Annotated in this window: 18 protein-coding genes; 17 read left to right on the top strand and 1 reads right to left on the bottom strand. The window is 41.9% G+C overall.

Annotated features, from left to right (window positions below; all coding sequences use genetic code 11):
• The 17 genes from R2S08_RS24305 (at position 1) to R2S08_RS24385 (ending at position 23,949) form a co-directional block, all read left to right on the top strand.
• Complete coding sequence (locus R2S08_RS24305) at positions 1-1,365, top strand: tetratricopeptide repeat protein (RefSeq protein WP_316837568.1); 1,365 nt, start codon at positions 1-3, stop codon at positions 1,363-1,365.
• Positions 1,343-2,134 carry a DUF4292 domain-containing protein gene (locus R2S08_RS24310; protein ID WP_316837569.1) on the top strand — a complete coding sequence of 264 codons (792 nt, stop codon included), beginning with the start codon at positions 1,343-1,345 and terminating at the stop codon, positions 2,132-2,134. The genes R2S08_RS24305 and R2S08_RS24310 overlap by 23 nt, the downstream gene beginning before the upstream one ends.
• Positions 2,135-2,152: 18 nt before the next feature.
• Positions 2,153-3,409 (top strand): murein hydrolase activator EnvC family protein, encoded by a 1,257-nt coding sequence (locus R2S08_RS24315; RefSeq protein WP_316837570.1) that lies wholly within the window; start codon positions 2,153-2,155, stop codon positions 3,407-3,409.
• Between the two features lie 58 nt (positions 3,410-3,467).
• Positions 3,468-3,800, top strand: coding sequence for a twin-arginine translocase TatA/TatE family subunit (locus R2S08_RS24320; RefSeq protein WP_316837571.1), 333 nt, complete (start codon positions 3,468-3,470; stop codon positions 3,798-3,800).
• 10 nt (positions 3,801-3,810) lie between these two features.
• Positions 3,811-4,017: a twin-arginine translocase TatA/TatE family subunit gene (locus R2S08_RS24325; protein WP_133782155.1), complete on the top strand. Its 207-nt coding sequence runs from the start codon at positions 3,811-3,813 to the stop codon at positions 4,015-4,017.
• 37 nt (positions 4,018-4,054) lie between these two features.
• Positions 4,055-5,497, top strand: coding sequence for an Asp-tRNA(Asn)/Glu-tRNA(Gln) amidotransferase subunit GatA (gatA, locus tag R2S08_RS24330; RefSeq protein WP_316837572.1), 1,443 nt, complete (start codon positions 4,055-4,057; stop codon positions 5,495-5,497).
• A gap of 102 nt (positions 5,498-5,599) precedes the next feature.
• Positions 5,600-6,868, top strand: a complete 1,269-nt coding sequence (locus R2S08_RS24335; protein WP_316837573.1) for a lytic transglycosylase domain-containing protein — start codon at positions 5,600-5,602, stop codon at positions 6,866-6,868.
• A 64-nt stretch (positions 6,869-6,932) separates the two neighbouring features.
• Positions 6,933-9,248: an NADP-dependent malic enzyme gene (locus R2S08_RS24340; protein ID WP_316837574.1), complete on the top strand. Its 2,316-nt coding sequence runs from the start codon at positions 6,933-6,935 to the stop codon at positions 9,246-9,248.
• A 5-nt stretch (positions 9,249-9,253) separates the two neighbouring features.
• Positions 9,254-9,838 carry a Holliday junction branch migration protein RuvA gene (gene ruvA, locus R2S08_RS24345; protein WP_199077060.1) on the top strand — a complete coding sequence of 195 codons (585 nt, stop codon included), beginning with the start codon at positions 9,254-9,256 and terminating at the stop codon, positions 9,836-9,838.
• A gap of 34 nt (positions 9,839-9,872) precedes the next feature.
• Positions 9,873-17,039 (top strand): cell surface protein SprA, encoded by a 7,167-nt coding sequence (sprA, locus tag R2S08_RS24350; RefSeq protein WP_316837632.1) that lies wholly within the window; start codon positions 9,873-9,875, stop codon positions 17,037-17,039.
• Between the two features lie 52 nt (positions 17,040-17,091).
• Positions 17,092-17,472 (top strand): glycine cleavage system protein GcvH, encoded by a 381-nt coding sequence (gene gcvH, locus R2S08_RS24355; protein ID WP_316837575.1) that lies wholly within the window; start codon positions 17,092-17,094, stop codon positions 17,470-17,472.
• A 1-nt stretch (position 17,473) separates the two neighbouring features.
• A complete protein-coding gene (locus R2S08_RS24360; protein WP_316837576.1) occupies positions 17,474-17,878 on the top strand; it encodes a VanZ family protein in 405 nt (134 codons plus the stop codon).
• Positions 17,862-17,996 (top strand): hypothetical protein, encoded by a 135-nt coding sequence (locus R2S08_RS24365; protein WP_316837577.1) that lies wholly within the window; start codon positions 17,862-17,864, stop codon positions 17,994-17,996. Before R2S08_RS24360 ends, R2S08_RS24365 begins: the two co-directional genes overlap by 17 nt.
• Positions 17,997-18,105: 109 nt before the next feature.
• Positions 18,106-20,913 (top strand): outer membrane beta-barrel family protein, encoded by a 2,808-nt coding sequence (locus R2S08_RS24370; RefSeq protein ID WP_316837578.1) that lies wholly within the window; start codon positions 18,106-18,108, stop codon positions 20,911-20,913.
• 65 nt (positions 20,914-20,978) lie between these two features.
• On the top strand, positions 20,979-21,194 hold the full coding sequence (locus R2S08_RS24375) for a ferrous iron transport protein A (RefSeq protein WP_108555370.1): 216 nt from the start codon (positions 20,979-20,981) through the stop codon (positions 21,192-21,194).
• A 4-nt stretch (positions 21,195-21,198) separates the two neighbouring features.
• Entirely contained in the window at positions 21,199-23,316 is a 2,118-nt protein-coding gene (gene feoB / locus R2S08_RS24380) for a ferrous iron transport protein B (RefSeq protein WP_316837579.1), read from the top strand.
• Positions 23,317-23,334: 18 nt separating this feature from the next.
• Positions 23,335-23,949, top strand: coding sequence for a SprT-like domain-containing protein (locus R2S08_RS24385; RefSeq protein ID WP_316837580.1), 615 nt, complete (start codon positions 23,335-23,337; stop codon positions 23,947-23,949).
• Here the strand turns inward: R2S08_RS24385 and R2S08_RS24390 are convergent.
• A complete protein-coding gene (locus R2S08_RS24390) occupies positions 23,898-24,701 on the bottom strand; it encodes a hypothetical protein (protein WP_316837581.1) in 804 nt (267 codons plus the stop codon). The two genes, R2S08_RS24385 and R2S08_RS24390, sit on opposite strands and share 52 nt — an antisense overlap.
• Positions 24,702-24,738: the final 37 nt, after the last annotated feature.

A 24,738-nucleotide genomic window follows, 5' to 3' on the forward strand; every position in this document is an offset into this window, starting at 1 on the left:
ATGAAATACAGGGCCTTAACTATTTTTCTATTTGTTGCGTTTCCTGCTTTTGCTCAAAAGCCGGTTCAACCAGATAGTAATCTGGTTAAGGGCTTTTTTTTTGATGGCATCCGCTACAAAATCAATGAAAACTATATTAAAGCCGTAGAGAGCTTTAATAAGGTGGTTAGCCTGGACCCTAGACAGGCAGATGCTTATTACGAGATTGCCAGTTTGGATTACCGGCAAAATAAACTGCAGGAATCTGAGTTCGCGCTGAAGAAGGCCATGGACCTTAATTCCAATAACATCTGGTATTGGAAACTCTGTGCCGAATTGTACAAGAGAAAAGGAGATATGCCTGGTTTGGTACAGGTACTTGAACGCCTGATCGTCATGGAGCCTGATGTCGAAGCTTATTATTTTGACCACTGCAATGCACTGGCCATTTCCGGGAATGTACCGGGTGCTTTGAAGGCCTATGATGAATTAGAGAAAAAATTCGGTGTATCTGTGGAATCTTCCAGAGGGAGAAAACGTTTAAATCAGGAGAAAAAGTCAAAGACGGCAGAATATGAAGCCGGCGAGGTGATTGCAGACAACCCTGAAGATATAAAAAGCTATTTGTACGCCGGTAATTTGCTGCAGAAAGATGGTAAAAAGTCGGAAGCGCTGAACATGTTAAAGAAAGCTAAAGCTTTGGATCCTTCCAGTCTGGAGGTGGATCTGGCTATGGTGGATTACTATGTGGCTGAGGGGCAAATCCCTTCGGCAGGCAATATCTTGAGAGACTTGGTTGCTGTACATCAGGACGACCCTCGTCTGTTTGCAATGTACGGTGATTTGTTGTACAAACAAGGTGATGCAAAGGAAGCATTGGTCCAGTATTTAAAATCTCTGCAGCTATCTGAGCAGATTTATGTAGTTTGGGAGCAGGTCTTGAATATATATCTTTCTCAAAAGGAATTTAAAAAGGCAATAGAAACGGGTTCTGCGGCAGTATCTGTTTATCCTAATCAAGCGGTTTTATATTATTATCTTGCCTTTGCACAGCACCGTGAAGATCAATATGCGGCTGCACTCGAAAATATAGCAACGGCAGAGGAACTGGCGGCGGGAGAACAGGAATTGCTGGCTTCTGTGGAAGATGTATATGCCCTGGTATTGATGAACCTGGCAAAATTTGATCTTGCAGAAGCGAAAATACAGAAGGCATTACAGTTGAACCCGGTTAAAAAGATGCTTTATCTGGAGCATTATGGCGATATTCTTGCTTTAAAAGGAAATAAGGAAAAGGCTCTTGATCTGTGGAAACAGGCCAGGGACCTGGGAAGTAAATCGGAGAAATTAAAACAGAAGATCAATGAGAAAAGATATTTTAAATAGGGGCCTGCTCTTCACTTTTGTCATCATTTCCATGGCAGCCTGTAGACCGAAGAAGGCTATTGTTGTGGCACCTCCGGTGCTGAAGTCAGATACGGTTAACGTAAAGAAAAAGGAAAATCTGCAAATGCTCAGGGATAAGGATTTGGTTTTCAAGACTTTGTCTATGAAGGGGAAAGCCCAGATCAGTATCAATGGGAACAGCAACAGCGCTTCTGTAAATGTACGGATGTTAAAGGATAAGAAGATTTGGGTAAGTGTGACGGCTTTTGCCGGGATAGAGGTTGCCAGGGCTTTAATTACTCCAGACAGCGTGTTAATGATGAACCGCGTAGATAATATTTACCTGAGTAAGCCCTTTAGTTATATCCATAGTTTTACCAATAAACAGGTGAATTTTAAGATGCTACAGGATGTTTTTACAGGAAATGCTATTGGTAGTTTTATGGAAGAAGATGCAGACCTTGATTTGCAAAATGGGGTCTGGTTGTTGAAGGGAGAAAGAAAAAGCCTTGCTTATCAGATCTTATTTAATACGTTGCTGAAGTCTTCGGAGACGAATCTTAATGATGTCCAGTCTGGTCAGGCGCTTAAAGTTGTTTATGGTGAATATCAGCAGGTTGGAGATTATTTGTTCCCGTCCAATATTCAGATCAACTCTCAGGCGGGGTTGAAAAAGGCGGCTATTGAACTTGCCTTTTCAAAAATAGAAAGCAATGTAGAACTGGATTTTCCGTTTACTGTTCCTAAAAGGTTCAAAGTAATAAACTAATTTTATACTTTTGAGTTAATGAAGCTATACAAAATATTTTTCTTCTTTTTATTGATATCCATTACTTCGCAGGCTGTTGCCCAGAACAGTGCAGAACTTAAAAGGAAGAAGGAAGCGATACAGCGGGAAATTGAATTGCTGCAGAAAAATCTGAATAAAGCGGCAAGTGCAAAGAAACTCACCCTTGGGGAAATCAGAGCCTTAAATGCCAAGATTAGCTTGATGCAGGGCAAGATTACAGTGATCAATTCAGAAATTAAGAATCTGGACCACCAGATTCATGAAAACACCAATACGGTGCACTCTCTTCAGGAACAACTGGGCTTGTTGAGAAAGGAATATGCAGGTATGATCCGTTTTGCCCAACGCAATAAGAATGCTTATGATAAGATGATGTTTGTGTTTGCGGCCAAGGATTTTAATCAGGCTTATAAGAGAATCAAATACCTGCAGCAGTTTGGACAATATCGAAAAAAACAGGCCGACTATATTCAGGGAACGGAAAAAAACCTGAAGAATAAGATTGGTGTGCTGGATAAGAACCTGAAAGAAAAGAGTAATTTATTAAAAGAGCAGCAAAGCGAGCAGCAAAAGCTTGGTAAGAATAAATCAGAACAGTCTGCCGTCCTTAAGACTTTCAGTAAACAGGAACGACAATTTAGTCAGGATATCGCCAAACGTAAAAAACAACAGCAGGCTATAGACAGGGAGATCAGGAATGCCATTCAGCGGGAAATTGCCCTGGCCAAACAGCGGGCCGAAGAAGAGGAACGCCTGGCTGCGGCGAAAGCCAAAGCAGAGAATAAGCCGGTTCCAGTAGCTTCTAAAGCTAAAACAAGTGGTGGGTATCTGACGGCTACTCCGGAGGCGGCAAAGTTATCTGCTGCATTTGAGAGCAACAGAGGTTCGCTTCCTTGGCCGGTGGCACAGGGGTCTATTACCGAAAGTTTTGGCCGGCACAAGGAAGGGCAGGCCAACTATGATAATACGGGTATCACGATTCAAACTGCAGAGGGCGCGAGTGTAAGAGCTGTATTCAATGGTAAAGTTCTAAGGGTAATGAGTTCTCTGGGTAAATATTTTGTGCTGATCAAACATGGCGAATATTTTACAGTCTATCAGAATTTACGTTCTGTAAGTGTAGCTGCGGGTGATAATGTAGCTACTAAGCAGTCTATTGGGGTTGTAGCTGCTTCTGAGGAAATTCCTGAACTGCAGTTCCAGATCTGGAGAGGTACAGTTGCGCAAAATCCTGAAGCATGGATTGCTAAATAAATTTTTGGAGATTAAAAATGCATATATTTGTTTTATAAAACATTAAATACAGCTTAAAATGTACACAGGAACATTATTGGAATTCTTAAATATGGGAGGGGGAGAGGTAATGCTGATCCTTGCTGTCGTACTTTTGTTATTCGGAGGTAAAAAATTGCCTGAACTGGCACGTGGGTTAGGAAAAGGGATCAGAGATTTTAAAGATGCATCGGAAGGTGTAAAAAGAGAAATCCATCGCAACATTAATGCCGTAGATATAGATGAGGATCTTAGAAGAGAGACTCCTAAAGCAGACACTGAAGTGAAAAATGATTTGCCTAGAGAAACGCCAATTGAAAATGCGACTGGTGCCAGTCATTTGGAAAGTAGTGAACCAAGTAATAAAATTTAATTAAATAATCATGTTAAACACAACGGTATTGGCCGCATTAGGCGCTCCGGAAATCGCAATTATTCTTGTCGTGGTATTACTGCTTTTTGGCGGTAAAAAAATCCCTGAGCTGATGCGTGGATTAGGAAGAGGTGTTAAGGAATTCAAAGAAGGTAAAGATGGAGCTGATGACGATCACTATGACCGTGACCGTTCAAATACCAATAAACCTTTGTAATTTTCCTGTAGCTTAACCCTTAATCTATTTTGTAGTTTTGAAGAAGTATAACTCTTTACAAGAGATAAGAACTCTTATTGACCAAAAAAAAGTCAGCCTGACTGAATTGCTGGATTATTATTTCGCTCAAATAGAGCAATTCAAAGATTTGAATGCATTCAATGAGGTTTTTTTTGATTCGGCAAGAGACCAGGCCACGGAAATACAGAAAAAGATAGACAATGGCACTGCTGGGAAACTGGCAGGAATGGTCATTGGGATTAAGGATAATATTTGTTATAAAGGACATCAGGTCACGGCTTCTTCCAAGATGCTGGACGGATTTGTTTCGCCCTACTCTTCGACAGTTGTTCAGCGTTTGCTCGATGAAGATGCTGTTATTATTGGTCGTCTGAACTGCGATGAGTTTGCTATGGGCGGTTCCAATGAAACCTCTTATTTTGGTGCGGTGAAAAACGCAAGAGACCCGCAACGGGTTGCAGGCGGATCTTCTGGTGGTTCTGCTGTTGCAGTACAGGCTGATATGTGTTTGTCTGCACTTGGAACAGATACCGGTGGCTCGGTACGACAACCTGCCGCTTTTTGCGGCTGTATAGGTTTAAAACCTACCTATGGACGGATTTCCCGTTATGGTGTTATTGCTTATGCCTCTTCATTTGATCAGGTTGGTACCATTACCTCTTCTGTAAGTGATGCGGCGGTTTTGCTGGAAGTACTGGCCGGGGCAGACGATCAGGACTCGACGGTTTCAACCTTGCCCGTTCCAGATTACAGCGCTTTAATGACAGGTGAGAGGAAATACCGGGTAGCTGTTTTAAAAGAGACCCTGGAGAGCGAGGCACTTGACCCAAGTATAAAAGAAGCCATATCTGCATCCATTGAGAAATTAAAATCGCAGGGGCATACGATTGATTATGTGTCATTTGATCTGCTCGATTATTTAGTGCCTTCTTATTATGTGTTAACCACGGCAGAAGCATCTTCTAATCTTTCCAGGTATGATGGGGTGCATTTTGGTTACCGCAATACTTCTGCTAAAGACCTCAATAGTTTATATAAACTATCCAGAGCAGAGGGTTTTGGAGAAGAGGTAAAAAGAAGGATATTGCTGGGGACGTTTGTTCTGAGCGCTGGTTATTATGATGCCTATTATCAGAAAGCCCAGAAGGTAAGGCAGCTGATCAGGCAAAAAACAGAGCAATTACTGGAAAAATACGATGTAATTCTGAGTCCTGTGGCACCTACCCCTCCGTTTAAGATCGGAGAAAACATTGAAGATCCCCTGGTCATGTATATGGCCGATATTTATACCGTTCTGGCCTCTTTGGCCGGAATTCCTGCTATTGCTATTCCACTGGGCAATAATCAGGAAGAACTGCCGTTAAGTTTACAGTTAATGACCAAACATTTCAAAGAAGAAGTTTTGCTCAACTTATCAGAGAATTTCTTAACTTCATCTTCTGAACATGCTGGGAATTAGTGTATACCAAACATAAACCGGGTTTAAACCGCCTGTGAAACCACCATACTGAACCAGGGCAGAAATAGAAATGCTTGTGGTGGCTTCCTAAGAAAATAGCCTATGAAAAAAAATGTACTCCTGCTCTCATTTTGTATTGTAGTTTCTATTCACTTCGGTGTAAAAGCACAGCAGATCAATCCGGTTTCTTCAGATACCAGTAGCCTACCAGTTTTGGTGGAAGAAGCCCCTACATTTAACAATTACAATTTTGTTTATAAGCAACGCCTGGATTCTATTCAGAAAATGGTGCCGTTGAAATACAATGAATTTGTTCAGAAGTATATTGATATTTACAGCAGCCGTAAAGACATGATTGGTAAAATGCTGGGTTTGTCCAGTTATTATTTTCCAATCTTTGAACAGGCGCTCAGGGCTTATAATGTTCCCGAAGAAATTAAATACCTGCCTATAATTGAATCTGCCATGAACCCACATGCGGTATCGAGGGTGGGTGCTACCGGTTTATGGCAATTTATGTTTAGCACAGCTAAAGGCTATGGATTAAACATGGATAATTTTGTGGACGAGAGAAAAGATCCGGTGCAGGCGAGCAATGCTGCAGCAGCTTATTTTAGAGATGCTTATGCCGAACTTGGAGACTGGCTACTGGCCATTGCCGCTTACAATTGCGGAAAGGGAAATGTACAGCGTGCAATTGCGAAGGCAAATTCCCATGATTTTTGGGAGATTCGGCCATATCTTCCATTAGAGACCCGGAATTATGTGCCTGCATTTATCGCAGCCATGTACATCATGAACTATTCAAAGGCACATCAGATAGAACGTTTAAGTCCGTCAATGGCCATTAAGACAGATACTGTGCAGGTAAACAAGTTCGTTTCCCTACCTTTATTGGCGCAGGCCCTTAAAATGGAAGAGGAAGATCTTTGCATCCTGAATCCTTCTTACAAAAAGAAAATTGTGAACGGAACGGAGGAATCTCCAAGGCGAATTGTGATGCCGCGGGTGACCGGGGGTGATTTTGCAATGATCTATGAGGTGTTAAACAACCGTCCGCCGGAGGTAAGTACACACGTGGTACTGGCTTCCAATGATGACCGCAGGCTGCATAAAAAGCATACCTCCGTAGCGTATCACCGGGTAACCCGCGGGCAGAATCTGCAGACAATTGCGGACAAGTATAACGTTGAGGTTCAGGATATTAAGGTTTGGAATAAGCTGAAGGGATCTCAGATCATGCCGGGGCAGCGTTTAATTGTATCTAAAAATTCAGGTACGGGAAATGCGGTTTCTGCCTCAAAGCATTCCAGACAATATATGTCTTATAAAGGAGATAAAGAACGATCACAGCGGGAGGGGAAGATTTAGGATCTTTTTTATTTTAGGCTCATTAAAAGAATTGTAACTTTGGCGCTTTACAACGCAAAATTTTATGAGTAAGACGAATAGAAAACAAGACGCTTTAGATTACCACTCGCAAGGGAGGCCTGGTAAAATACAGGTTATACCGACCAAACCAACGAATTCTCAAAGAGATTTAACGCTGGCATATTCACCGGGGGTAGCTGAGCCTTGTTTAAAGATCGCTGAGAACACAGAGGATGTCTATAAATATACAGCTAAAGGTAATCTGGTGGCTGTAATCAGTAATGGTACTGCTGTACTTGGTCTTGGAGATATCGGCCCGGAAGCAGGAAAACCTGTGATGGAAGGTAAAGGCCTCTTATTTAAGATTTTTGCGGATATTGATGTCTTTGACCTGGAACTGGATACAAAGAATGTGGATGATTTTGTAAAGATCGTTAAAGCACTGGAGCCTACTTTTGGCGGGGTGAACCTGGAGGATATTAAAGCTCCCGAATGTTTCGAAATAGAACGCCGCCTGAAGGAAGAAATGAAAATTCCTGTCATGCACGATGATCAGCATGGTACAGCGATTATTTCTGCTGCGGCTTTGATCAATGCTTGTGAACTACAGAAAAAAAAGATAGATAAAGTTAAGATTGTGGTCAACGGTGCTGGTGCCGCTGCAATTTCCTGCTCGAGGTTATATGTTTCTTTGGGTGCTAAAAAGGAAAACATTGTGATGTGCGACAGATCTGGTGTGATCAGGGATATTCGTGAAAACCTGGACCCGATCAAAGCAGAGTTCGCCACAAGCAGAACGGTCAATACGCTGGAAGAGGCGATGAAGGATTCTGATGTCTTTATTGGTTTGTCTTCTGCCGACTGCGTAACTGCAGACATGTTGAAATCAATGGCCAAAAACCCTATAGTTTTTGCAATGGCCAATCCTAACCCGGAAATCGCCTATGACCTGGCCATCAGTTCCCGTAAGGATCTGATCATGGCTACAGGCCGTTCAGATTATCCGAACCAGGTAAACAATGTTTTAGGTTTCCCATATATATTCAGAGGGGCGCTTGATGTCAGATCAACGAGCATCAATGAGCCCATGAAAATAGCCGCTGTAAAAGCAATTGCTGAACTGGCTAAAAAATCTGTTCCTGAAGCCGTGAATATGGCTTATAATGAAAAGAACATTAAGTTTGGAAAGGAATATATCATTCCAAAGCCAATGGATCCGAGGTTGATCACGAATGTTTCTATGGCAGTTGCAAGGGCCGCTATGGAATCTGGTGTTGCGCGTAAAGCGATTACAGACTGGGATGCTTACGCTGAGGAATTGAAGCTTCGTTTAGGTAAAGACGATGCCATTATGCGCGCCATTACCAATAAAGCAAAATCTGACCCTAAGCGTGTTGTTTTTGCTGAAGCAGACAACTATAAAATTCTGAAGGCTGCTCAGATTGTTAAAGATGATAACATTGCGATTCCAATATTATTAGGGAATAAAGAAATCATCCAGCAAATTATTGAAGAGAATGCCCTGGATCTTGAAGGTGTGCAGATCATGGATCCGTTTCAGGAGCCGGAGCGCATGCAGAAATATTCGGAATCTCTTTATCAGAAGAGACAAAGAAGAGGGGTTACCTTATTTGAGGCTACAAAACTGATGCGCGACAGGAACTACTTTGGTGCCTCTATGGTGGAGTTTGGTGAAGCGGATGCGATGATCTCCGGATTGACGAAAAACTATGTTTCTACCATAAAACCTGCTTTACAAATTATCGGTACAGAAGCGGGCGTAAACCGCGTTGCAGGGATGTATATGATGATGACGACTAAAGGTCCGGTATTTTTTGGGGATACTACTGTCAACGTGGATCCGACAGCTGAAGAATTGGTGGATCTGACCATTTTACTGGAGCGTGCAGTCAATAAATTCAATATCCAGCCAAGGGTGGCGCTGTTGTCTTATTCAAACTTTGGGTCCAACGAAGGAATCGTTCCGGAAAAGGTTAGAAAAGCTGTAAAGATATTACACGAGAAACACCCGGAGATTTTGGTAGACGGGGAAATGCAGGGAAACTTTGCAATAAATAATTCTTTACTTAAAGATAATTTCCCTTTTAGTAGATTAGCGGATGCGCCGGCGAATACACTGGTTTTTCCAAATTTGGAATCTGGAAATATTGCCTATAAATTGTTACAGGAACTTGGCGGGGCAGAGGCGGTTGGGCCAATTTTGCTGGGCTTGAAGAAACCTGTACATATTGTGCAGTTGGGAAGTTCTGTAAGGGAGATCGTCAATATGGTGACCATTGCCGTATTGGATGTACAAGGAAAAGAGAGTGAGGCCGGTGAAAAGAAAACTGGTTTATTGAGACGTAAGACTAAAGTTTAAAAAATATGTTTGAGTATATTGATGGAAAACTAACCTTTAAATGTCCTACTTACATTGTTGTAGAGGCGGGGGGGATAGGATATCACATCAATATCTCTCTTAATACCTACAGCGGCCTGGGAAATGTGGAGCGGTGCAAAATATATACCTGGCTGCATGTAAAGGAAGATGCGCATACCCTTTATGGCTTTGCTGATGAAGGGGAGCGCAGACTTTTCCTGCACCTGATCTCCGTTTCCGGGATTGGGCCAAATACCGGAAGAATGATGCTTTCTTCCATCACACCTAATGAAATCCAGACGGCTATTGTTAACGGCGACCTACCTTTGATACAACGGATTAAAGGTATTGGTGTTAAGTCGGCACAGCGCCTGGTACTAGAATTACAGGATAAATTAAAAAAAGAAGGTACAGGATCTTTGATCGCTGCGCCGTTAAACCATACCGTCAAAGAAGAGGCACTCTCTGCACTTATGATGCTTGGCTTTTCCAAACCTCCAGCGGAAAAGGCAATCGATAATGCAATTAAGAGTGGTGGTTCGGAACTGACGGTTGAAGAAATGATAAAAATAGCTTTGAAGAACCTCTAAACCCTAATCGCTCTTGAGAAAACTATCTATCTTAATGATCTCTTTGGTTGTTACCTTTTGGGGACAACAAACTTTTTCTCAAGTTAAGCCGGCAAGATCCAGATCAGATACGACCAGGAATGACTTCAGCTTAAAAGAGAAACAACGCCTTGGTTTAAGACAGGGTTACAATCCTTTTGACCCATTGCCGACCAATGTGACCCGGGAGGTCGAATTTGATGCGGTCAATAAACGTTACATCATCAGGGACAGAGTTGGTGGCCGCTTTCTTGGGCCCCCGCAATACCTGACCATAGAAGAATATCAGCGTTTGATCAATAGCGAGATCAAAAGGGAGAACTGGAGGCAGTTTTCGAATACGGAGGTGGAGGGTGTAAGACGAACGGGTATCATTCCGAGCTTAACGGTGAACAGCAGGTCTTTTGAAAGAATTTTCGGGGGAACAAATATTGATATTCAACCCCGGGGAGAGGCTGAGCTGACGCTTCTGGGCAGGATTAACAAAAATGAGAACCCTTTATTTAATGAACGTCAGAGGGTTCAGAGTAATTTTGATTTCAACCAGCGGATCCAAATGGATGTGATCGGTAATATCGGTTCCAAGCTGAAGATCAATATGAACTACAATACTGAGGCGCAGTTCGACTTTGAGAACCAGGTGAAACTGGATTATACGGGTGGGGAGGATGACATCATTAAAAAGATCGAAGCAGGTAATGTCAGCCTGCCTTTAAGCAGTACGCTTATCCATGGTACCCAATCTCTTTTCGGGATCAAAACTCAGCTGCAATTCGGAAAGCTGAACGTAACCTCGGTTTTTTCCCAGCAGAAATCGCAGACCCGGCAGATCAATATTAACAATGGTGCCCAGCAAAATGAGTACCGGATAACGGGGGATAACTATGAGGCCAATAAGCACTATTTCCTGGCCCAGTATTTCAGGGACAACTACAATAAGGCCCTGGCCAGCGCACCTTTTGTGACCTCAGGAGTCAACATTACAAAGATAGAAGTCTGGGTAACCAATAAAACGGGGGCAACGCAGGATTCACGGGACATTCTGGCCTTCCTGGATTTAGGGGAGAATAAACCTTATAACAGAACCCTAGTAGGCGGCGGATCTGCACTGCCTTCTGGCTTTACTTCCACACAGTTTCCGAGGCAATCCAATAATTTACTTCAGCAGGTTCCTGCAGATGCCCGGTTTACGAATTCAAATGCCATCATTCCATTCTTTCAGGCTACGGGCGCTACAGATAACTATGCAAAGTTAACCTATGCCCGGAAATTATCTGACAGGGAATACAAGTTGAACCCACAGTTGGGTTATATTTCCTTAAACACCGCTTTAAACTCAGATGAAGTGTTGGCTGTAGTTTACCGGTATACCTATTCTGGTGTAGAATACCAGGTGGGGGAGTTTTCAACCGATGTGCCTTTTGATCCGACCACACCAAAATTGCTGTTTGCAAAATTATTGAAGAACGAAACCACCAAGACCAGTCTGCCTACCTGGAACCTGATGATGAAAAATATTTATTCTATTGGCGGATATCAGATCAGCCAGCAGAATTTTAAACTCGATATCTACAGGATTGATGAAACGAATGGTGTGGAGAGCCCCTTGATCCTGGAAGGTGAAAAGATAGATAATGAGACAAAAACGCCGCTGAAAAACAAGCAATGGATCCAGGTGACCCGCCTGGATCGTTTAAATATGCAGGGTGAAAAAAAGCCGGATGGTGTTTTCGATTTTCAGGTGGAAAACAAACCTTTTACGGTGGGTAATACACCCAATGCAAATGACATTAACACGCCCATAACGTCCAGTACGGTTAATTCTAATGCGAGTCTGGCGAGCTTTGGTTCCAACACCAGCAGCGGGTACATCACCATTGATCCATTGAACGGAAGGATTATATTTCCTGTACTGGAGCCTTTTGGAAGGGATCTGGCAAGCCAGTTTTTACCGGGCGAACAGAATTTAATCGATAAGTATACCTATACAGCTTTGTACGATTCCACGAAGGTGATCGCACAGCAGTTGTTCACCAATAAGAACCGTTATGTAATTAAAGGAACTTATCAGTCTGAGATTTCAACAGAGTTTTCTTTAAATTCCATTAATGTTCCTCAGGGATCGGTTAAAGTACTTGCGGGAACCATGCCTTTGCAGGAGGGTGTAGATTATACCGTAGATTACCAGGGCGGAAGGGTGAAGATTCTTAACGTGGGCCTGCTCACTTCGGGACAGCCCATAAAGATCACAACGGAGAATAATGAAATGTTTGGTCTTCAGCAGCGCAGTTTATTCGGGACGAGGATGGATTACCGGGTAAACAATAAACTGACGCTGGGTGGAACATTTATGAACCTGAGTGAAAAGCCATTGACGGCAAAGGTGAACATCGGGGAAGAGCCCATTTCCAATACCATGTGGGGGCTTGATCTGAACTACAGTTCCCCTTCCAGGTTTTTGACAAAGATGGTGGATAAGTTGCCATTTATTTCTACTAAAGCACCGTCGAGCATTACTTTCTCTGGAGAGTTTGCGCAGTTGATCCCCGGGCATCCCAGCGCAATTAATGCAGATGGAAGTAAGGGCGGTACAAGTTATCTGGATGATTTTGAAGCTTCCCGTTCGGTCATTGAGTTAAAAGGTGCCATATCCTGGCAGCTATCGGGAACACCGCAGTTGTTTCCGGAAGCGGCGCTTATTGATAACCTGGCTTATGGATACAACAGGGCAAAGATTGCATTTTATAATATAGACCCCAGCTTTTATAATAAGATTTCTTCCAACATTCCTGATTATCTTAGAAATGATAAAACGGAATTGTCGAATCATTATGTAAGGGAGATCCTGGAACAGGAGGTTTTTCCTTTTAAAGAGATTCCTACAGGGCAACCTACAACCTTACCTACACTTGATGTGGCCTTTTATCCTATGCTTCGTGGTCCTTACAACTATACCCCGACAGGTTTTAATTCGGATGGAACTTTAAAAAATCCTAAAACCAGATGGGGGGGGCTTTTCAGGCCTATTTCTACCAATGATTTTGAAGCGCTTAATATTGAGTATATAGAGCTTTGGGTAATGGATCCTTATATCTATAAACCTGGTTCTGCTGGTGGGGACCTTTATTTTAATCTTGGGAACATCTCTGAAGATATTTTGAAGGATGGGCGTAAGTCTTTGGAGAATGGCTTGCCTGCCGATGGAGACCCCAGTAAATACGATGAAACCAATTGGGGCAGGGTACCCAAGCTTCAGCCGGTGGTGCAGGCTTTTGATAACGATCCTGATGCAAGAAAGGCACAGGATGTAGGACTTGATGGTCTGTCCGACAATGATGAAAGAAAGAAATTCAATGCGCAGATCAATCAGATCAGAGGACAGCTGAATCCGGATGCAGCGGCTAAATTTGAAAATGATCCATCTTCCGATGACTATGCTTATTTCAGAGGCACGGCACTGGATCAGGCGCGTGCAAAGATTTTAAGAAGGTACCAGGACTATAACGGACCAGAGGGGAATTCCAAGACCTCAAAACAATCTCAGGATGATTTTGGAGTTGATAACTCTGCTTCAACTTCTTTGCCGGATGGGGAAGACATCAACAGGGACAACAACATGACCCAGTCTGACGAATACTTCCAATACAAGATATCGATGCGCCCGGCAGATCTGATGGTGGGTAAGAAATACATTACGGACAAGGTGACTTCGCAGGTTAAACTGGCCAACGGGCAAACACAGGCCGTCAACTGGTATCAGATTAGGATCCCTATTGCTGATTTTGATCAGAAGATAGGTGGTATACAGGATTTTAAGTCTATACGTTTCATCCGGATGTTCATGACAGATTTTGCAGATACGACGATATTGAGGTTTGCGAAAATTCAACTGGTGAGGGGAGAGTGGAGACAGTACAATTCGAACAATGATCCTTCTCAGATTATTGTCGATCCATCGGTGGGTGCCGTAGGTCCTGACAACTCTACTATAGAGATTGCGACGATTAATATCGAGGAGAATGGCAAACGTTCGCCGATTCCTTACGTGGTTCCTCCTGGTATTCAACGTCAAAAAGACTATACCAATTATCAGAACAATACGCAGTTGAATGAACAGTCATTGACCCTTACAGTAAAGAATTTAAGGGATGGCTATGGTCGGGCGACATTCAAAACGGCTTACAGTGATTTCCGTTCATATAAAAGGCTGGAGATGTTTATCCACCTGGAGGCGGTGGGTAATTCGGTGGTTAATGACCGGGACTTGAGCGCGTTTTTAAGAATAGGTACAGATAACCAGGACAACTATTACGAGTACAATCAGCCTTTGGTGGTTACACAACCTGGAACCAGTAATCCTTACTCCATATGGCCGGACCAGAATAAAATGGACATCCAGCTGGAGCTGTTCCAAAAGGCCAAGCTGGCCAGGAACAATGCCCGTACATCGGCTGGACAGTTATGGCCGCCAAATATTCCTTTTGTGTATATGGATGGTGAGCGTTCGGTTATCATTAAAGGGCAGCCTGATATGAGTAAGGTCAGGGTATATATGCTTGGGGTTAAAAATCCGCATAAAAACCTGGCCAATCCGGGATCTGATGATGGTCAGGATAAAAGTGCTCAGTTGTGGTTTAATGAATTGCGGTTAACCGAGTTTGATGAGAGAGGGGGCTGGGCAGCAACTGCGCGTGTCAATGCCAAGCTGGCGGATTTTGCTGATGTGAACATTTCAGGTAGCAAATCTACAGTGGGTTTTGGTGCGCTGGAGGATCGTGTAAGTGAGCGTAACCGGGCCGATAATATCTTTTTTGATATTTCTTCGAGTATGGAGCTTGGTAAGTTTTTTCCAAAGAAAACGGCCCTGAGAGTGCCTATGTTTATCAGCTATTCCAAGCAGGTGAGTACGCCTCAGTATGATCCGATGAAACCGGATATAGAACTAAAAAATTCCCTGGATGCTGCGACTAAAGAAGAGAAGAAAGCCATCCTGAACTATGCCCAGGATTACACCACGCGGAACAGTATCAATTTCACCAATGTGAGAAAAGAACGTACAGATGCAAGTAAAAAGGTGCATCTGTGGGATGTGGAAAATCTAAGTGCGAGCTATGCTTATACCAGTTATTCGCACAGAGATTTTATTAATGAGAATTCCATACAGCGTACTTACAGGGCGTCGCTTGCCTATAATTATGCGGGTCAGTCCAATTCGATTACCCCATTTGATAAGATTATCAAGTCGAATACCATGGCCTTGCTGAGGGATATTAATTTTAGCTTATTGCCAAGTTCCATCAATTTCAGGATTGATGTAGACCGCTATTACGCGGAGAATAAACTTAGGGACAATAGCCCGGTGAACGGAATACCGATCAATACCACCTATAATAAGAATTTCCTGATCACCAGGGTGTATGGGATTTCCTGGAACCTGACCCGTTCATTAACATTGGATTTTGATGCGACTAATTATTCCATCATCGATGAACCTGATGGTAAAATTGATGGGATGAAAAGGGATACTGTATGGCAGAATTTGAAACGGCTTGGGCGTACAACGGATTATAGTCATAACCTGAATATAACCTATAACTTGCCAATGAATAAAATTCCGGGTATGGATTGGGTGAATGTGGCCACCCGGTACGGAACGAACTTTAACTGGCAAACCGAGCCGCTGGCTACTTTGAATGATCCAAATATCAATTTAGGGAATACCATTCAGAATTCCAGAACAATTCAAATTAATCCTACACTGAATTTAACCAGCCTTTATAATAAATTTGGTTTCATCAGACGGAACTCCGGACCTGATAAAAGTGGGGCTTCAGCATTCTTCGTTAATCTTTTAACCAGTATCAAGACCATCAATGCTGCTTATACGCAGACTAAAGGTATCTTTCTTCCGGGTTATCTTCCCAGAACGAAGTTCTTTGGTATTGACGGGGCTACAGGTGCTCCTGGATTGGGCTTTGTATTTGGTAGTCAAAGGGATATTAGTCAGATGGCTATTAACAATGGCTGGATTACGACGGATACGCTGCAATCGCAATTGTACATCAATACACTTCGCGAGGATTTGAGTTTAACGAGTACGGTGGAGCCTATTCGTGATCTGCGGATTACCTTAACCGCAAATAAGAACCAGACACTGAATTATTCTACCAATTTCAGATACAGGGAAAGTACACATAGCTTTGACGAGCTCAGTCCAACTACGACGGGTGATTACAGTGTGAGTTTTATTTCTCTTGGAACTGCTTTTTCTGATAAGAATGGCAGTATTGTTTCCAAGTTGTTTGATAAATTCATGGCCAACAGGCAGGTTATTTCTCAAAGGCTGGGTGGTCAGAACCTACATTCAAGTGGCAGTGTAGATGGATTTGCAGATGGGTATGGGAAGGAAGCTCAGGATGTAGTGGTTTCTGCATTTATTGCGGCCTATACAGGGAAGGATGCTTCTTCAGTGAGCCTGAATTCCTTTCCTAAAATACCGTTGCCTAACTGGAGGATCAATTACAGTGGACTGACGAGAATTCCTTTCCTGGAGGAGTATTTTAAATCTATTGACCTGAGACATTCTTATCGTTCTATATACAGTGTAACAGGGTTTAATTCTCTTTTGAAGTATGCGGAACGGGATGGTTCGGTAACCAGCAGAGATGACAATCAGAATTTCCTTCCGCGTTATCAATATTCGCAGGTCACTATTGCAGAGCAGTTTGCTCCGCTTATTGGAATAGATACCCGTTTAAAGAGCAATATCACGGCTAATTTTGAAATTGGAAGGACCCGCTTACTTGGATTGAGCCTGGCCAATAGCCAGCTGGCCCAAATGTCAGAGAACAATATGATCTTTGGTCTGGGCTACAGGACTTCAAAGTTCAGGTTCCCTTTTGGTTTATTCAAACAGCTCAAGATGAACAACAATATGGATTTTAAACTGGATGTAGCGGTAAGGGATAACAAGACCGTGATCTACAGGGCGGATGTAACGGAGGCAGAGGTTTCTTCAGGTGCCAAAAATATTACATTCAGGCCAAGCGTGGATTATATCTTGAACCAGCGTTTTAACGTTAAATTGTTTTATGACTCCAATGTTACTAAACCCTACACGTCACAAACATTTAATACGTCCTTTAGTAATTTTGGTTTTAGTTTAAGGATTACACTGAATTAAGGTTGGTATAAGAGCACAAGATTAATTAACTTTGACATAAAAATAAATAAGAATGAATTTTCCATCAGAATTAAAATACACTAAAGACCACGAATGGGTTAGAGTGGAAGGCGCTGAAGCTTATGTAGGTATAACTGATTTTGCGCAGCGTGAGCTGGGTGATATTGTTTATATTGATATCAACACCGTTGGCGATGAAGTTAAAAAAGATGATGTTTTTGGAACTGTAGAAGCTGTAAAAACAGTGTCTGATTTGTTTATGCCGGTAACTGGAACTGTTACTGAAGTAAATGCGGCGCTGAATGATAATCCTGAACTGGTAAATTCTGATCCTTATGGAGAAGGATGGATGGTAAAGGTAAGTTTAACAGATGTTGAAGCTGTAAATGAATTGTTAGATGCAGATGCTTACAAAACTTTAGTAGGAGCTTAGAATGAATTATTTAAAAGGGTTAAAATACCAGGTCTGGGCAATTCTCTGGACTATATTTATTTTAATACTTTGTTGCATTAAGATGCCAGACTCTAAAGAGACTGGCATTTTTTTTACAGGGTTTGATAAGTTGGTGCATCTTGGTTTTTTTTATGTGCTTACAGTCCTGTTGCTGTATGGCAAGATCAACCATCAACATAGTTATAGTTTCCGCTCGCTTACTATATTTAAAATCATTTTAATCACTGCTTTAGTTGGGGGTGGAATAGAGATGATCCAATATGCGTTTTTTCCTTACCGCTCTGCAGAATGGTGGGATTTTGGCTGTGATATGATTGGTGTTGCGATGGGAATTTTTAGTTATATTTTATTGCATAAATCAGATTATCATGAAAAGAAAGCTTAGTATTGCTGCACTGCTCTGTATGGTTTTGCTGAGCAGTTGTAGTGTGTTTAAACCAGGTTGTGGCTGCCCTAAAGTGAGTGCTTTAAATAGCCGTCAAAAGAAAACGGGGAACTCTTAAGGGAGGACCATCATCCGTGTATTTAAATTGTTACCAGGATTTTCTGACCTTCAACTAATCCATTGCCGTCCTTAAAGGTCTATAAGGATAAATTGTATATATTTAATTTATGACTAAAATTTTTACGCCCGGACTGGTATTCGTTATACTGGTGTTTTTAAGCTCACTTTTATCAGCTCAAACCAAAAATGGATCTGTCGCCGGAAGAGTAATTACAGCCAAGGACAAACAGCCTGTTGATTATGCGACAGTTGCTATAAAAAGTTTAAAAGACTCTAGTGTTGTTGGAACGATCAATACGGAAAAAGATGGTCGTTTTGAAGTAAAAGGACTTGCTCCAGGTGCATATCGTCTGTATGTGGCTTATCTGGGGCTTCAAAATGTAACCAAAGATTTTACAGTCACAGCTGATGCTGCTGCGGTTAGTCTGGGTGATCTTGCGATGCAAAATACAGGTCTTGATTTAAAGACGGTAGAGATTAAAGGCCAGGCGCCACCTATAGTAGTTAAAAAGGATACAATTGAATTTAATGCGAGCACGGTAAAAGTAAGGGAGAATGCAGTTGTAGAAGATGTTTTAAAGAAGTTGCCGGGTGTTGAAGTTGCTAAAGATGGAAGCATTAAAGCACAGGGAGAGACGGTTACCAAAATCAAGGTAGATGGCAAAGAGTTTTTTGGGAGTGATCCCTTGCTGGCCACAAAAAATTTACCGGCAGATATGGTGGATAAAATACAGGTGATTGATCAGATGTCTGATCAGGCCCAGTTTACAGGTGTGGATGATGGTAACAGGGAAAAAATCATCAACATCACGACCAAAAAAGATAAGAAGAACGGAATCTTTGGAAACAGTTCTGCCGGGTATGGAACTGACGGTAGATATGATGTTAACCTGAATGTCAATAAATTTAAGGGTGATGAGCAGATGTCTGTTGTTGGCCAGTTTAATAATGTGAATAAACAAAACTTTGGCGGCGGCGGCGGAACAGGTGGCGGAGGTGGAAGAATGGCACAACTGGTTAGTGGCAGTGCTGCTCCGCCTCAGGGTATTACAACAACTAATGCTGCCGGTTTTAACTTTGCGACCATTACGAAGAATAAGACGGAGATCAACGCCAGTTACTTCTTCAATAAGACATCATTGTTCAATGAACAGAACAGTTTAACGCAAAATTTGCTGGGCAATACCAAAACGACTTTTGGAAATGACCTGAACAGCACGACTGACCGTCTTAATCACAGATTGAATTTTCTTATAGATACTAAAATTGATTCGGCCACCTCGATCAAAATACAGCCAAACCTGAGCTATACGGATACAAAACTGAATCAGAAGAGTACCTATACCAATCAATATGCTCAGTCTTCGACAAATGGTACTCAGGGCTATAATACAGAATCTACTTCTCCTACATTGTCCAATAATTTGTTGTTGCGCCATAAATTTCTTCGTAGGGGACGTACAATTTCCCTGAACGTGGGTACAAATATTAACGACAATACTTCAGATAATTATAATAATATTGTTGCCAATACCATTGATGCTACAGGAACATCACAATCGCTGACAAACCAGTTTAATGACGTAAAAACGAATTCTATTGGTAATACAGCCAGAGTGGTTTATACAGAGCCATTGTCAAAAACGCTGAACCTGGAGTTGAATTACCAGAACGGTTATAATCACGACAGATCGGAACGATTTACCTACAATTTTAATCCGCTTACTTCTCAGTATGATCTGATAGATAATACCTATTCTAACACCTATGAGAATACGACCCTGACGAATTCCCTTGGTTTCAGCTTTACAAAAACCGGGAAGAAATACAATCTGAATGCGGGTGTTGCTGTGCAGAATACAGATCGGAAAAATGACAACATCACGACTGGAAATGTGTTCAATCAGAATTTTTATAATATTACGCCAAGTGCGCAGTTTAGATATACTTTTAGTAACAGCAAACGTTTAAGGATCAATTACCGTGGTTCTACCACACAACCCACAATTTCCCAGATCCAACCAGTCCCGGATAATTCCAGTACACAAAGTATTGCATTGGGAAATCCTCAGCTTAAACCTTCATTTACCAATAACCTGAGTATTTTCTATAACAATTTTGATTTCGCCCATTTCAGGTCATTGTTTGTTTTTGCGAATATCTCGCAGACCTTTAATGCTATAGGGAACAGCAGTACATTGATCGTTAATGATCCGGATACGACAAAGAATGGAAAGATTGCGGTACTTCCTGTTAACGTTAAGGGTGTTTATCAGTTTAATGCAGGTTCTTTTGTTGGGCTCCCTATCATTCCGGAAAACAAATTAAATGTGAATATTAATTTAAGTACATCGTTTTCAAAAGGAGTGAACATTACCAATTCCATCAATAACGTTTCCACGAATTTCAGTGTGACAAATGGCTATAAACTGGTTTCCAATTTTGAGAAGTTTGATCTTACAGCAGGTATTAACGGAACTTTAAACAGAAGTATTTACTCGGCACAGCCCAATGCAAATACAACTTATTATACTTTAAATCCGACCATGGATATCAGTTATGTATTTCCCGGCGATATTCGTTTAGCGGCCAATGTGGATTATTTTCAAAATACTGGAAGGGGTGAAGGCTATGATAGCAAATACACACTGCTTAATTCTTACATCAGCAGACAATTCTTTAAAAACAGAGGAACATTTAAATTTGAGGTATACGACCTGCTGAACCAAAACCGTGGTGTGAGCCGTACTTCTACCAGTAACACGATTACTGATTTAAATTACAATGTGCTTAAGCGCTATTGCTTATTGTCATTTACCTACTCGTTGAACCGGATGGGCGGCAAAAATATGCAAGGAGATATGAAAATGCCAGGCAGAGGTGGCGATAGAGGTGGTATGCGGATGAGAATGTAACATAAGTCGGCCTTTATTTGGAATTATTATCAATAAAGGCTAACTTGCCGACCTAATTTAGGACAATGAAACTTTCGCAGTTAAACGTAGGAGAAACAGGAACTATAGTCGCATTTACAGATTTGGAGATGTCAGTGAAGTTAATGGAAATGGGATGTTTGCCTGGAGAACTCGTTGAAGTGGAACGTTTTGCACCTCTTGGTGATCCTATGGCTATACGTGTAGCCGGCTATCAGCTTTGTTTACGTAAAAATGAAGCATCCGTTATCATAATACAATAAAGATTTGGCTTCTGTTTTTAAAATTGCCCTGGTTGGTAATCCTAATACAGGAAAATCGACTCTGTTTAATCTGTTAACTGGTTTAAACCAGAAAATCGGGAACTTCCCGGGGATTACTGTTGATAAAAAGGTAGGTTATTGTAAGCTTTCTAGTCAGCAGCAGGCCGAGATTATAGATCTTCCCGGAACGTATAGTTTGTATCCGAAGAGCAGGGATGAGAGCATTGTTTTCCAGGTGCTTGCCGATAAAAGTAATTCCAGCCATCCGGACTTGGTTATTTTGGTTGCTGATACCACCAATCTCCGCAGGAACCTGTTGTTGTATTCGCAGGTTGCAGATTTAGGCTTGCCGGTAATTTTGGTGCTGAACATGACAGACATGGCTAAAAAGGAAGGCTTGACTGTAAATATTGATCTGTTGTCCAAAAGACTCGGTATCCAGGTTGTGGCCATATCCGCCAGAAGCAATATCGGTTTAGAGGAACTTAAGCAGGCCATTGTCAACAGTACAAGTATTCCGACTCAGCTGGATGGAACAGATGTACACGTGCTTGCGCCTGAGGCCGTTGATAAGGCTAAGGCTTTATTAAATACAGAAAACGATTATTTTGCCTTACAGCTGCTTCATCAGCATCAACACCTCGATTTTTTATCTGCAGAGCAACATAAAACCCTTGATGAGATAAAAGCAGGAGCTGATTTCGAATCTTCGAAACAGCAGGGAGCAGAAACGATTGCCCGTTACAGGTATCTGAGTACCGTTCTTTCTGGTGTGATAGAGGATACTGGTGCCAAACGTAAATTTATCTTTAGCGATAAACTGGATGCCATATTAACCAACCGTTTCTGGGGATTTATTATTTTTATAGCGATCCTGTTCTTCATTTTTAACTCTATTTTTTCCTGGTCATCCTATCCGATGGAACTGATTGAAGGAAGTTTTGCCTGGTTAACAAATTATGGGCATCAGCACCTTCCGGATGGTATTTTGACCAATCTTTTTCTGGATGGAATTCTTGCTGGTTTGGGAGGGGTAATGATCTTTATTCCTCAGATTGCTATTTTATTTGCTTTTATCTCTGTATTGGAAGATACAGGTTATATGGCAAGGGTGACTTTTATGATGGATAAAGTGATGCGTAAATTTGGGCTGAGCGGAAAATCGGTTGTACCGATGATCGGCAGTCTGGCCTGCGCTGTGCCTTCTATCATGAGTGCCCGGAATATTGAAAGCTGGAAAGACCGGATCATTACGATTATGGTGTCTCCATTGGTGAGTTGTTCTGCCCGTTTACCTGTTTATACCTTGCTGATCTCCCTGATCATTCCTAATAAACATGTTTTTGGATTTATCAATCTGCAGGGCCTGACATTAATGGGCATGTATGTGATCAGCATCCTTGCCGCTGTATTGGTGGCCTTTGTCATGAAGTTTCTGATCAAAGCGAAAGAAAAATCGTATTTCATTATGGAGCTGCCGGTATACCGGATGCCAAGGTGGAAGAACGTGATCTTTACGATGTATGAGAAATCAAAAACCTTTGTTTTTGAGGCAGGTAAAGTGATTATCGCGATTTCTATTATTCTGTGGGTGCTGGCAACCTATGGGCCGCCAAAGCGTATGGAGCAGATTGAAAAAAAATATGCGCAAATTGAGGCTTCAAAAGATAGCGTACAGGTGAGTACACTGGAAAGGGATAAAGCTGCAGAACGTCTTGAAAATTCTTATGCGGGGATATTGGGACAGACCGTCGAGCCTGTGATCAGACCTCTTGGTTTTGACTGGAAGATTGGTATAGCTCTAATTACCTCTTTTGCTGCCAGGGAAGCATTTGTGGGTACAATGGCTACAATCTATAGTGTAGAAGGCGGTGATGCGCAGACGGGTACGATCAGGGCTAAAATGCTGGCGGCAAAAGATGCCAATACCGGATTACAGATTTTTACATTTGCGACTGGTTTTTCTTTGATGTTGTTCTATGCTTTTGCCATGCAATGTATGAGTACTGTTGCTGTTGTATTCAGGGAAACGAAATCCTGGAAATGGCCGCTGATCCAGATTGTATATATGACAGGGATGGCCTATATAGCCAGTCTGATTGCCTATCAGTTATTAAAGTAATTTTCTATCTTAGCCTCTGTGGAAAAGGTACAGGTTCTTACGCAATATATGCCGCCGGCTGCTGCGCCGCTGATCGCGAAATGGATAGATTATTTCCAGTGTGAGTTTAAAATATCCAGAAACAGGGCAACTAAGCTTGGGGATTACCGGCATCCATTTAAAGATGCGGGGCATAAGATTTCTGTCAACAATGATTTGAACCGCTACGCTTTTCTGGTCACTACAGTTCATGAATTTGCACATTTGCTGACCTGGAATGAATATAAGAATAAGGTAAAACCTCATGGACAGGAGTGGAAGAACAATTTCAAAAGGATGATGAGTCCTTTTTTGGAGCAGTCCGTTTTTCCGGAAGATATTCACCGGGCGATTTTAACTTATCTGAGTAATCCTTCAGCATCCAGCTGTACTGATCTACAGCTCTCCAGGGCGCTTAAAAGGTATGATCAGGCATACAACTCCTCAAGACTTGAAGAAATCCCTTTAAACACTGTATTCACCATTAAGGACGGCCGGAAGTTTCGCAAAGGAGAAAGACTCCGAAAAAGGTACCGGTGCCTTTGCCTGGACAATGGAAACATTTATTTGTTCAATCCTTTGGCCGAAGTAACTTTGCTGGCCACTGGAACATAGATGGCCTGTTTGTCTTTGATGATCCAGTTGAACCGGATCTTTTCACCTTTGTATTTTAGCGGGTCTGCGATAAGACTGTCGATGAGTGCGTCCTTTTCTTCTATAAGAAGGGTGGCCTGATAAGCGCTGTTGGTTTTACTTTTTAAACTCATATAGCTTTCCTCGGGGAGAATGTGGATGGCCTCAAATACCATCTCAAATTGATTTTGCTGCGCCAGGGCGTCTTGTAAAAATTTGATTTGTTGCTGGTAGGCCTCTGGATTTCCTGTATTGGAAGTGCTGATTATTTTATAGGAAGGTTTTTTTTGCTGATTTTCATTGGAGCTTTCCCTTTGCGTCATTTTAAAAATGGTGTTGTTTCTTAAATAGGTTAGTGTGTCTTTTAACATAGTTCCCTGAATGTTGCTGGTTTTTACCAAAATAAGGCTGTCATTTTTAAAATAGAATGCTTTTCTTGTGTTCTTTAGGGCGCCATTGTCTCCATTGGAGAGGAGTAATATGGTGTTTCCGTTGTCCTGGTATTGTTCAACGTAGAGAGAATGGTCTCTGATGGTATAAAGAAGGCTGCTTTTCTTTTCTGTCTTGTCTATATTTTTGTCGATAGAATCAGTATAGCTGTTGATGATCTTTTCGTTTATTGCAGTTGCAACCGAGTCTTGTGCAAGTTCAGCCTGCGGATGATTGGATTTAAGGTTACAACTGTAGAGTACACACAAGAGGTAAACGGAAGCTGAGGCAGTAAAGAATTTCATAACAGGAAATTTATGTAGATATGGATTCTGAATTACA

Source organism: Pedobacter nutrimenti (assembly GCF_032678445.1).
GTDB lineage: Bacteria > Bacteroidota > Bacteroidia > Sphingobacteriales > Sphingobacteriaceae > Pedobacter > Pedobacter nutrimenti_A.